Source organism: Chryseobacterium sp. UF-290, assembly GCF_058245615.1.
The window spans coordinates 32267-44472 of the sequence record NZ_JBSICB010000019.1 but is presented as its reverse complement, the minus strand read 5'-3'; the positions used below and the strand labels follow the sequence as shown (position 1 = coordinate 44472).

Below are 12206 nucleotides of genomic sequence, written 5' to 3'. Positions count from 1 at the left end.
ATGAAGGTATTTAAAATTTCCATATATGTTTTTTTAATTTCTATTTCTCTCTCGAGTTGCATTCCTTCGTACAGTGCCTATCCAAAAGAGTATAACCATGCAAAAGCTGATTTCAAGAAACAAAAAGCTTTTGTAGTGAATAAGGATCTTGAGAAAGAATTTAAAATTTTAAAACATTCTGATATTTATGAAATTGTAGAAGACAGCACTAATGCAGCCAAGATTACCCTGCATCCGATGAAGACCTTTACTCCTCCTTGTGGAAACCCTATGATTGGAAGTATGATTACAGTCGGATTACTGCCTTCAGGATTTCCGTATGATATTTCTTACAGTTATGATGTAGCTGAGAACAGGACAACGAAAAATTATCAATACAAATTACAAGTTTATCAAAGCCTTTGGCTGTTTAATATATTCAGACTTGGGAGAACTTTTTCAAAACAGTCGGGAAAAGCTTTATTAGGTAGTTATATTGCTTCTAATCAATAAAACCCGTTATATATTTTTTTCAAATAAAGAAAATATGAACAAGAAAATTCAATTATTATCCATATTATTTTTAGGGGTTTCGCAGTTTGCGTTTTCCCAGATCAAGGAGGAAAAACTGGTTCTTAACAAAAAAAGAGAGCCGGAAGTGAAGAAGATCGAGAAGAAGAAAACTTCCGTAGAAACCATTAAGAACTATCCGCCTGAAGAGAAATCCCAGAACCCCGTGAGATATACCATCACGGATGTTCCTGCGGTTTCAGACTTCAAAACTTCAACCATCCAGGGAGAGGACGTTGCTCCGAAATTTGACGGAACAGCCCAGAATAATTATGTACAGTTCGGAATGGGGAACTATGGGAAGATCCTGCTTGACGGAAATATCTCCAAGACTCTTGAAAATAAGTTTGAAGTAGGAGGGGATGTCCATGTGCTTTCTACGAACGGTCTTAAAAAAGATTATGACTGGAATTCAAAGCAGACTTCGGCCGCATTTGGAGCTTTCCTCAATTCTTATGGAGAAAAAGGGAAGTTCAATATTAATGCTGAATATGGATTGAATAATTACAACTATTACGGGATCTATGCCATGGAACCTTCGGCTGATGTTGATCTGAAACAGAAGGTGAACCAGTTTAAGGTAAACGGATATTATGATTTTTATTCCAATGAAATTTTAAATGATGTGAGGGTGAAGTCATCATTCCTTAAAGATCATTTTGATGCTCAGGAAAATCAGGTTTCCATTTTGGCCAATTTCTCCAAACATGCTGTTGAGCTTGGGAAGTCAGGAATTAATCTGAATGCTGATCTGGGAGTAGGATTGGATGCGGTAAAAACAGATTTCGCAATCAGAGATAAAAATTCTGCGAATTTCTTCAATACCAGTCTGACTCCGAAAGTGACGTTCAGAAAAGGAGAATCCTATTTGATGTTAGGTTCTTCATTTTCTTTCCTGAATGCTAAAAATTCAAACGATTATCTTGCTCAGGAAAAAAATAATAAGACCTACTGGTTCCCGCAGGCTGAATTTCAGTTTGCTGCTGCTAAAGAATTTAAATTCTATGGTGGGGTAGACGGAGGTCTTAAGCTAAATACTTACGGAGATATGCTGCAGACTAATCCGTTCATTCTTTCTGACCAGCTTTTAAAGCCAACAGAGACCAAATATCATTTTTATGTAGGTTTGAGAGGGGACATCGATGAAACATTGAAATATGACTTCTCTGCAGGTTTCGGTAAAATGAAAGATATTATGTTCTTTAAGGGCAACAGTCTTTTTGATGATGTGTATACACTCAACCGTTCTGCCTACAACTTTGCCAATACTTTCTCTGCAGTATATGACGATGGAAACGTAAGTGATATCAAAGGAAGCGTGCAGTATTTCCCGCTGGAAAATTTAATGATTGACGGGGAATTAAGATTTACCAAGTACAATTTGAAGAATTACGACAATATTTACAACGTTCCTCTACTGAATGCAAGCATTGGAGCAAAATATACCATGCTTGATAAAAAATTACTGTTGGGATTCAAAGGAATCTTTGCAAGTGACAGAACGACAAACTCTTATACGATCGAAGGAGTAGCGAATCCGGATATGGTTTTCCTGTCCACAGAGAAGACAAACGATAAAGTTGGCGGTTATGCTGATTTAAATCTTTCCGCAGAGTATAAAATTCACAAAAATTTCAGTATTTTTGCACTCGGAAATAATCTTCTGAGCTCAAAGTATCAGACGTACAAAGGATATAAGGTCCTGGGTGCTCAGATTTTGGGAGGTGTGAAGATTACTTTCTAGAGGTAGAGTGTAGGATAGCAGTAAAAAAGGCCAAGCTCCTTATTACTTAAGCCCTGCGATCTGCTACCAACAGGCTGCATAGTTTAATGGATAGAACTTCGGATTTCGGCTCCGACAGTGAGGGTTCGAATCCTTCTGCGGTCACTCAGACGAACGAGGCATTTTTGAATGCCTCGTTCGTCTTTTTTTGTGTCTGAGTAAGATATTGTAAAGCGCAGGATTTAGTAATGGTGTTCTCTTCCAGCTTCAAATCTCTTATCCTTCGTTTTTCTTACCCCAGACTCAGGTTATGTTATGTTAAAATAAATTAATGATTGATATTCTATTCTTGAAATATTGTATATTTAGTCAAAGAAGTGTGAAATTTCTTCAAATATTATAACCCACAAAAATTATTGGTATGAAAAAGGTAAAGAACGAAAAAGCGACTCAGATTGATCAGCAGCTGATTGACAATGACAAAAGAGTAATGACTACCAACGACGGCGTGCCGGTGTTTGACAATAACAATACACTTAAAGCCGGAGAAAGAGGACCGTCTTTACAGCAGGACCATATTTATTTTGATAAGCTAATGCATTTTGATCGTGAACGTATTCCTGAAAGGGTAGTTCATGCACGAGGATCTGGAGCTCACGGTATTTTTGAAGCTACTGCTGACCTCTCACAATATACGACCGCTGCATTTTTGCAAAAGGGTACGGTTACTCCTGTATTCACAAGATTTTCTACGGTAGCAGGATTTAAGGGATCTACCGACTTGGCCAGAGACGTCAGGGGATTCTCGGTCAAGTTTTATACGGCTGAGGGCAACTATGACCTTGTAGGTAATAATATACCGGTGTTTTTTATTCAGGATGCAATGAACTTTCCGGATTTGGTTCATGCAGTAAAACCGGAACCGAATAATGAAATGCCGCAGGCAGCATCAGCGCATGATACATTCTGGGATTTTATTTCACTCATGCCGGAAGCTGCCCATATGACCATGTGGGTGATGTCAGATAGAGCAATCCCCAGAAGCTTAAGAATGATGGAAGGGTTTGGGGTGCATACATTTAAATTTGTTAATGACCAGGGCAAGGCAACGTTTGTGAAATTTCATTGGAAACCAAGACTGGGAGTGCATTCTGTAGCATGGAATGAAGCTCAGAAAATTTCAGGCTTTAACTCGGATTTCCATCGAAAAGATTTGTGGGAAGCCATTGAAAACGGTGATTTTCCACAATGGGATTTGGGGGTTCAACTGATCCCTGAAGAAGATGAAATGAAATATTCATTCGATATTCTTGACCCTACTAAAATTGTTCCTGAAGAGTTGGTCCCGGTACAAATTATCGGAACAATGACACTCAACCGTAATCCTGAGAATTTCTTTGCTGAAACCGAACAGGTAGCTTTTGATCCCGGAAGGCTGGTTCCGGGTATAGATGTTTCTGATGACCCTCTTCTGCAGGGAAGAGTTTTTTCATATATGGATACTCAGAATTACCGTTTAGGAGGCCCTAATTTTCACGAACTGCCTATTAATCGTCCGGTAAATGGTAAGCACAATAATCAGAAAGATGGCTTTGGCAGGATAGACATCCTGAAAGGTGCGGTAAGTTATTTTCCGAATAGTAAAGCTGAGGGATGCCCTTACCATGCAATGCTGAAAGGAGAGGTTGGATTTCAGTCACATAAGCAGCCTGTGGATGGTCCTAAAGTAAGAGCCCGTTCCGATTCTTTTGCAGATCATTTTACTCAGGCCAGATTATTTTTCAATTCACAAAGTCCGGAGGAGCAGGAACATATAATCAATGCATTGAGTTTTGAGCTTTCTAAGGTAAATGATGTTAACATACGCAAGCGCGAATTGGCAATACTGAATCAGATCGATAAAAAACTGGCAAAAAATGTTGGAAATAATCTGGGATTGGCCGCTTCAAAAGAGCTTGATCCGTTAACGCTGAAATTTGCCCGTCAAAACCATCCGAAATATCCGATTAAACCTAATAAACCTGAAGTAGAAAAATCATCAGCCCTGAGTATGAAGGTAAGAGAGGGAAAAGGGAATATCAAAACCAGAAAGGTGGCATTTTTAATTGATGATGGAGTGAGCAAAGCTTCCGTAGATAAGATGAAAACGGCACTTGAAAAAGAAGGGGCAGAAGCTGTTTTGATTGCTCCTCATGTGGGTAAGATAAAATTTAAAGAGGGTGGAGAAGTCGATATTCAGCATTCCTATCTGACGGAAGCTTCCGTATGTTATGATGCATTTTATACCCCCGGGGGAGATTCTGTAAAGGCTCTTAAAGATAATGCCGATTACCTGCAGTTTATCAATGAAGGGTATCGCCACTGTAAAGCACTGGCATTTGCCAAAGGGGCGGAAGAATTATCCAAAAGGTCTTTTGTTGATAAAGATAAGGGCGTTATTTTTGAAAGTACAGACCATTTAGCTGAAGACTTTATCGGGATTATGAAAGAGCACCGTATCTGGGAAAGAGAGAAATCAAGAAAAGTTCCTTCATAAGAATAATAAAATAGCTCTGTTTCTCTGGCATTATTTTAGGGAATAGAATCGATATAATGATTTGCCCCTATAAAAATGTCCGAAAACTATACTTCTTCAATCACTTTTTAATAAAAAGAGAATTTGTAAATTATTAACAATTAAATAATTGCATTTTCTCTTTTTTGTTTTTGAAAATAGATCCGGATTTTAGAAGTCCTATATTTTCAATCTATGATATCGGGATAGGCTATCCGGAATGGTTTTGTATAAGTATTTTAGTAAAAATTGGCAATATGGGCGAGTTGCTCAAAATTGATCAGGTTGATTTTTCTTCCTTCAAGCTGAATGAGTTTCTCCTGCTTAAAATCGTGAAGGATGCGGGCTAAGGTCTCTCTTGCCGTTCCTACCATATTGGCAAGGTCTACCCGGGATAAGGTTATAAATACCTCTTTGGTATCGTTTGACTTGTATTTATTGTGGAGTATTAATAAGCTCAGAGCCGCACGTTCTCTGACGGTACGGTATGATAGGACTGCAATAAGATTGGCCATTACACTGAATTCATGGCTTAGAGATTTTAATAAAAGTCTTGAAAATACAGGTGACTGATCAAGGATATCAAGGAAGTCTTCTTTCGAAATAAATGAAATAAGAGAATCTTCAAGGGCTAATGTGGTGTCTCCATAAGGCTCATTACTCAAAATGGCCGAGTACCCAAAAAACTCTCCGGAGCTGTAGATATAAATGATCTGCTCTCTGCCATCATTATCAACTTTGTACTTTTTGACCTTGCCTTCATTGAGATAATAGATACCGTTGGGCTTTGTCCTGTTGGTAAATATAGTTTCATTTTTACGATAATTTTTACTCTTCATAGCGCCCAAAAGTAAATTTTTATCATATTCCGGAAGCTCATCAAAGAGGTATTGATTATTGAAAATGAATTTTGAAATCATAGCTGTATTGTTGTAAATGGCAGGTGCTTGGTTTGTAACTTAAATCACATTTTAAGAGGATTTATATCATTATGTTTTTTTATTAAACACCTTAATTTTGTAAAATTAATGAAATTGATTTTATGAAGAGGCAAGAAACTCCCCAAGATATCTTTTTAATCATAGTTTATTCTGAATTAAGGTATCAATAGTTCTGTTTTTCACCAAAAAACAGGATGTCCTTTAGGAATGATAAAATTGAAACAGAATCATTAATTAATGTCATATGATCTTTCAGCAGATATTATTAGGATTATAGGAGCTTATAAAACAGATATGTTCAGACACAAAGGTAAAAGCAGAACTTACTTTCATAATTTAGAGCTTGCCTCAGCGCTTTCGTTTGTTGCGGGTGTCGTTAATATTGTGGGAGTGTTATCAGTTAAAATACTTACTACAAATATAACAGGGCATTTTGCTTTTTTTTCAGAAGAGATCTTTCTTAAAAATTATTATACTGCAATTATTTATTTGTTGTTTATCGCATGTTTTTTAATAGGAGCTTTCTGCTCAAGCTTCATGGTGGAACTTTCATTGAGATATAAAAAAGTACGGCCTCATCTTATCCCCTTAATAATAGAGACGCTTATATTAGGCTTTATAGGGCTCACTGCTTTTGAACAATTTGGAGTTACCATGACGCAATATGCCATTGCCTGTTCCTTACTTTTTATAATGGGATCTCAGAATTCTTTAGTGACAAGAGTGTCGCAATCTGTTGTGAGGACTACACACCTTACCGGATTGTTTACCGATTTGGGAATAGAGTTGTCAAAATTATTTTTTCATAGAAAAGAACCCGGAAACCGGCAGCTTAAGAAGAATATCGTTTTGAAAATCGTAATTATAATGTGCTTTTTTTCAGGATGTATAATAGGTGGTTTTTTATATAAAATGTTTTATTTAAAAGCCTTGCTGTTTACAGCCGGAATACTTTTTTTCATCATAAGATATGACAGCATCCTCTATCATTATTATGTACTGAGAAGAAAACTAAGATAAATTACAAGGGTATTCCTTTTAAAATTATTTTTGTCAATGATGAAATACTAATGGAGGTTGGCAATACGGGTCAATTCTTTAAGATCAATAAGCTCTATTTTTCGTCCGTCCATCAAAATGAGATTTTCCTGCCTGAAATCGTGAAGGATACGTGCCAGTGTTTCATTGGCTGTTCCTACCATATTGGCAAGATCTGTTCTGGACAGAGCGATATATATATTATCTTCATTGGGATTCAATTTATATTTCTGATGTAGGATCAGGAGGCTGAGTGCGACGCGCTCCCTTACGGTACGTTGTGATAAAACAGTCATCAGATTGGCCATTACGCTAAACTCATGGCTCAGACTTTTTAAAAGCAATCTGGAGAATACAACCGACTGATCCAGAATACTCAAAAAATCCTCTTTGGATATAAAGGCAATGACGGAATTTTCAATGGCTTGTGTGGTATCTCCGTATGATTCATTACTGAGAATTGCCGAATAACCAAAAAACTCTCCAGTATTATAAATGTAGATGATCTGCTCTCTGCCATCATTATCTACCTTATATTTTTTGACTTTACCCTCTTTTAAATAAAAAATTCCCGTAGGTATTGTTCCATCAGTGAAGATCGCCTCGTTTTTCCGGTATTTCTTATGCTGCATTGCTGCTGTGAGCATCTCCTTGTCATACAGGGGAAGCTCATCAAAAATATACTGATTATCGAAAATAAACTTTGAGATCATAACCTTTACAAAATTAAGTTATTTTATTCCAGGTAAACTTGACTTAAATCAAATTTTAGAAAGAGATAGATCATCGGAATTTACTCATAAAGGATCTAATTTTGTTGAAAATAAAATATTGATTTTGTCATGGATCATTTAGAACATTTAAGAGATATCGGAATTCTGCCGGCTAAAGAAGTTTTCTGGAATTTATCACAGCCTCAGTTAATATCACAGACCTTAAGAAACGGACAGGGTATTATCACTCAGTCAGGGGCATTGGCTTGTGATACCGGCGAATTTACGGGACGTTCGCCTAAAGATAAATATATCGTCTTGGATGAGAATACTGAAAATTCTATCTGGTGGGGAGAGGTCAATCATCCTTTTTCGCCCGAAGATTTTGACCGGTTATATGACCGTGTTGCCGCTCATTTATCAGAAAAAGATATTTATGTAAAAGATGTATATGCCTGTGCAAAACCTGAATATCGTCTGAATATCAGGGTTATTACAGAAAATCCATGGCAGAGCTTATTTGCCGGTAACTTATTTTTAAGACCGGATGAAAAGGAGCTTGAAGCATTTCAGCATGAATGGCTTATTCTTACAGCGCCAGGTTTTAAAGCAGTTCCGGAAACCGATAAGACACGCCAGCATAATTTTACAATCATCAACTTTACGAAGAAGATTATTCTTATAGGAGGAAGTGCCTATACAGGTGAAATTAAAAAAGGCATTTTCACGGTATTGAATTATATTTTGCCACACGGGAAAAATGTGCTTTCTATGCACTGTTCGGCTAATATTGGAGAAGATGGTGATACTGCGGTGTTTTTTGGACTTTCAGGAACGGGGAAAACCACACTTTCCGCGGATCCTTCCAGAAAATTAATAGGAGATGATGAACATGGCTGGGATGACGATAGTGTTTTCAATTTCGAAGGTGGATGCTATGCAAAATGTGTCAATCTGAGCCAGGAGAAGGAACCTCAGATTTTTTCTGCAATACGTTCCGGTACATTGCTCGAAAATGTGCGTTTTTTTGACGGAACAGATATTGTCAATTATGATGATACTTCCGTTACGGAAAATACCAGGGCTGCTTACCCGATCGAATTTATTGATAACGCGGTTCATCCTTCTGTAGGGGGGACTCCTGATAATATTTTCTTTTTAACCTGTGATGCCTTTGGCGTATTGCCTCCCATCTCAAAATTGACAGCAGGTCAGGCGATGTATCATTTTATCTCAGGATATACGGCAAAAGTTGCCGGGACTGAAGCCGGAATTACCGAACCTCAGACAACATTCTCAGCATGCTTCGGAAAACCTTTTCTCCCTCTTCATCCCACAAAATATGCTGAGCTTCTGGGGAAAAAGCTGAAAGAAAATAAAGTCAATGTATGGCTGGTCAATACGGGCTGGTCCGGAGGGGCTTACGGAGCAGGAGAGCGTATAAAGCTGTCTTATACCAGGGCAATGATTTCTGCAGTATTAGAAAACAAGCTAAAGGATGTAGATTTTATTAGTGACGCTGCTTTTGGCCTTCAGATGCCGGCAGAATGTGAAGGTGTCCCTTCAGAGATCCTGAATCCGAAAAATACCTGGGCTGACCCGTCTGAATATGATGAAAAAGCTTTGAATCTTGCCACTCAGTTTGCCGAAAATTTTAAAGAATTTGAATCTTTTGCCGGGAAAGAAATTATGGAAGGCGGCCCTGTCCTTCAAAACTCAATCAATCAAAATAAAGAAAAATAGAAATGAAAATTCCTGAAAACCTCCTGTATACTGAGGACCATGAATGGGTGAAACTGGAAGATAATTATGCCTATATCGGAATTACTGATTTCGCTCAGCATGAGCTGGGAGATATTGTATATGTTGAAATCGAAACCCTGGGGGAAACGCTGAAGCAACATGATGTATTTGGAACGGTTGAAGCCGTAAAGACAGTATCCGATCTTTTTCTGCCGCTTGCCGGTGAGGTATTGGAGATCAATCCGAAGCTGGAGACCAATCCTGAACTTGTAAATTCTGATCCTTACGGAGATGGCTGGATGATTAAAATGAAGATCGGGAATTTGTCAGATGCGCAAGGACTGTTAAAAGCTGAGTCATATGCTTCCTTAATAGGTTTATAATAAACATGAAAACTGTAAAGATAAAGAAGACGGCATTCAATGCCATACATCATATTCTGGGTGGAAAAATGGTTGAATTTGCAGGCTATGAAATGCCTGTACAATATAAAGGAGTCAACTATGAACATGAAACCGTAAGAAATGGTGTAGGGGTATTCGATGTTTCTCATATGGGAGAAATATCAATAAAAGGAAAAGGAGCCTTGTCATTGATTCAGAAAATAACATCCAACGATGCATCAAAGCTGGCTCCGGGGAAAGTACAGTATAGCTGTATGCCTAATGATACCGGCGGAATCATTGATGATCTTTTAATCTATATGATCGCTCAGGGCGATTATTTATTGGTTGTTAATGCTTCAAATATAGAAAAAGACCTGAGCTGGATTCTTTCGCACAATTCCTTTGAGGCGGAAGTAACCAATATTTCAGATTCTATTTCGTTATTAGCAGTTCAGGGCCCCAAAGCAGAACAGGTCCTACAAAAATTGACGGACATCAGGTTAAAAGACCTGGAATACTATACTTTCACCATAGGCGAACTGGCTCGTATTCCTAATGTCCTGATATCCGCAACAGGATATACAGGAGCGGGAGGGTTTGAAATATATATAGAGAACAAATATGCAGGTCATCTATGGGAGGCCCTTTTTGAAGCCGGAAAAGAGGAAGGAATAGAACCTATCGGTCTGGGAGCGAGAGACACATTGCGTTTAGAAATGGGATATTGCCTGTACGGAAATGATATTGATGACTTTACTTCTCCTTTGGAAGCGGGGCTGGGCTGGATTACAAAATTTAATAAAGACTTTGTTCATAGCGGATTCCTGAAAATTCAAAAAGAAAAAGGAATCACTAAAAAGCTTGTTGGCTTTGAAATGGAGGATAAGGGAATTCCCCGTCACGGTTATGAAATCTGGAATGGGAATAATGAGATTATAGGAACTGTGACCTCCGGTACCATGTCACCTACATTAAAGAAAGCAATAGGTATGGGATATGTACCCATTGAAAATTCTGCTGTTGGAAATGAGATTTTTATTAATATCAGGAATAAGCCTGTAAAAGCAATGATTGTTAACCTTCCTTTTGTAAAAAAATAAGATCAATAGTATATGCTTATTCCCGGAAATCTTTTTTACACCAAAAACCATGTATGGCTGAGGAAAATCGGTCTGTATGATTTCTGTTTGGGCATCACTGATTTTGCCCAGAAAGAAATAGGAGAAATAGGGTTGATTGAATTTAATTCGGAAGGGGAAATTATTGAGAAAACGGGATCATTAGGAGTTGTTTACGGCATTAATGACACTTTTCCTCTTATTGCCCCTTGTCAGTGTAAAATTATAGAAGTAAATTCAATCTTGAATAAAAAACCTTCACATATCAATACTGACCCCTATAATTATTGGTTTTTATTGATTTCAGCTGATATCCATGAACATGAATTTTTAACCCATGAGGAATATAAACAATTGATCAGATGATTTTTGACAAGCTTAAATCAAATGCGGACGTTGATGACAATGCCTTTAATGATTTATACCCTAAACATATAAGAGCATTGTCGGGACGCCATTGGACTCCTGTTGCCATTGCAAGGATGGCTGCCCGGTATTTGGTAGATAATGGAGATAAAAAGGTCCTGGATATAGGATCAGGAGCAGGAAAGTTCTGCCTGGTTGGTGCAGCCTCTACAAAAGGCGTATTCTATGGTGTTGAACAAAGAGCTTCCCTTACCAGGATCTCAAAAAAGATAGCGGACAAATATAAAATTTCCAATGTGGAATTTATACATTCAAATATCAATGAAATTTCTTTTTTAGATTATGAGGCATTTTATTTTTTCAATTCTTTTTATGAAAATATAGATACCTCATGCTCAATTGATGATACCGTTCTTCCGGACAAAGATTTATACTATGATTACTCGGATTATGTAAAAGAGCAGCTTAACAAAACACCGGTAGGAACCCGTTTGGTTACTTATTGGAGTAAATGGGATGAAATCCCGGACAGTTTCGATCTGACGGATACAGCCTGTAACAAATTATTGAATTTTTGGGAAAAAATGTCCTGAACAGATAAAGATAATAACAGGGCAGACAATTAAAAGTAGCCTGAATATAAAAAACAAGCCTCCCTGAAATATAAATGCATTGATGGGAAGTCAAACCATGTGAACATAAAATAATATTGAGAAATATTATTGGTCAACAGAATACATAGGTCTGAATATTATGTATATTTTTTTTTAGTATTACTACAAGCTTTTTTGTAGTAATACTTTTTTATATAACCGTTTTTATTATCCGGATTTCAGAGGAGCTGGCTTTGATTGACGATGACCAGCGTCCTGCTATGGATATCAAATTTTCAATAAAACAATAATATAACCATTTGGTAATGGATATGCATGTATTCTTTCTTTTGTGGAGGGCAAGCAGTAAAATGAGTAGGTGTATCTGTGTTACAAGACGGGACAGGATCTATTCCTCTTTCCGGCAGAGGTCCGGCGAACCAATATAAATAAATAATTCTTGCAAAATAAGAATACTTTTT

Annotated in this window: 11 protein-coding genes and 1 tRNA gene; 10 read left to right on the top strand and 2 right to left on the bottom strand. The window is 37.5% G+C overall.

The window, feature by feature from the left end:
- The 4 genes from AC4IF5_RS17945 to AC4IF5_RS17930 all read left to right on the top strand — a co-directional run bounded on the left by AC4IF5_RS17945 (nt 1) and on the right by AC4IF5_RS17930 (nt 4808).
- Nucleotides 1–492 carry a hypothetical protein gene (locus tag AC4IF5_RS17945; protein WP_490736929.1) on the top strand — a complete coding sequence of 164 codons (492 nt, stop codon included), beginning with the start codon at nt 1–3 and terminating at the stop codon, nt 490–492.
- Nucleotides 493–526: 34 nt separating this feature from the next.
- Nucleotides 527–2293, top strand: a complete 1767-nt coding sequence (locus AC4IF5_RS17940; RefSeq protein WP_490736927.1) for a TonB-dependent receptor — start codon at nt 527–529, stop codon at nt 2291–2293.
- Nucleotides 2294–2365: 72 nt separating this feature from the next.
- Nucleotides 2366–2437 (top strand) — tRNA-Arg (locus AC4IF5_RS17935).
- 256 nt (nt 2438–2693) lie between these two features.
- On the top strand, nt 2694–4808 hold the full coding sequence (locus tag AC4IF5_RS17930; RefSeq protein ID WP_490736925.1) for a catalase: 2115 nt from the start codon (nt 2694–2696) through the stop codon (nt 4806–4808).
- Between the two features lie 257 nt (nt 4809–5065).
- On the opposite strand, the gene AC4IF5_RS17925 is transcribed toward AC4IF5_RS17930, so the two are convergent.
- On the bottom strand, nt 5066–5746 hold the full coding sequence (locus tag AC4IF5_RS17925; protein ID WP_490736924.1) for a Crp/Fnr family transcriptional regulator: 681 nt from the start codon (nt 5744–5746) through the stop codon (nt 5066–5068).
- 258 nt (nt 5747–6004) lie between these two features.
- On the opposite strand from AC4IF5_RS17925, the gene AC4IF5_RS17920 reads away from it, so the two are divergent.
- On the top strand, nt 6005–6787 hold the full coding sequence (locus tag AC4IF5_RS17920) for a YoaK family protein (RefSeq protein WP_490736922.1): 783 nt from the start codon (nt 6005–6007) through the stop codon (nt 6785–6787).
- Nucleotides 6788–6834: 47 nt separating this feature from the next.
- Here AC4IF5_RS17920 and AC4IF5_RS17915 read toward each other — a convergent pair whose 3' ends face one another.
- On the bottom strand, nt 6835–7518 hold the full coding sequence (locus AC4IF5_RS17915; RefSeq protein WP_490736920.1) for a Crp/Fnr family transcriptional regulator: 684 nt from the start codon (nt 7516–7518) through the stop codon (nt 6835–6837).
- Between the two features lie 129 nt (nt 7519–7647).
- Here AC4IF5_RS17915 and pckA point away from each other — a divergent pair, with 129 nt between their 5' ends.
- Genes pckA through AC4IF5_RS17890 form a run of 5 tightly spaced genes read left to right on the top strand, consistent with a single transcriptional unit; the run spans nt 7648 to nt 11724 of the window.
- Nucleotides 7648–9261, top strand: coding sequence for a phosphoenolpyruvate carboxykinase (ATP) (gene pckA, locus AC4IF5_RS17910; RefSeq protein ID WP_490736918.1), 1614 nt, complete (start codon nt 7648–7650; stop codon nt 9259–9261).
- A 2-nt stretch (nt 9262–9263) separates the two neighbouring features.
- On the top strand, nt 9264–9644 hold the full coding sequence (gene gcvH / locus AC4IF5_RS17905; RefSeq protein ID WP_490736916.1) for a glycine cleavage system protein GcvH: 381 nt from the start codon (nt 9264–9266) through the stop codon (nt 9642–9644).
- 20 nt (nt 9645–9664) lie between these two features.
- Entirely contained in the window at nt 9665–10747 is a 1083-nt protein-coding gene (gcvT, locus tag AC4IF5_RS17900; RefSeq protein WP_490737016.1) for a glycine cleavage system aminomethyltransferase GcvT, read from the top strand.
- A gap of 12 nt (nt 10748–10759) precedes the next feature.
- Nucleotides 10760–11131, top strand: coding sequence for a glycine cleavage system protein H (locus AC4IF5_RS17895; protein WP_490736915.1), 372 nt, complete (start codon nt 10760–10762; stop codon nt 11129–11131).
- Entirely contained in the window at nt 11128–11724 is a 597-nt protein-coding gene (locus AC4IF5_RS17890; protein WP_490736913.1) for a methyltransferase domain-containing protein, read from the top strand. The genes AC4IF5_RS17895 and AC4IF5_RS17890 overlap by 4 nt, the downstream gene beginning before the upstream one ends.
- Nucleotides 11725–12206: the final 482 nt, after the last annotated feature.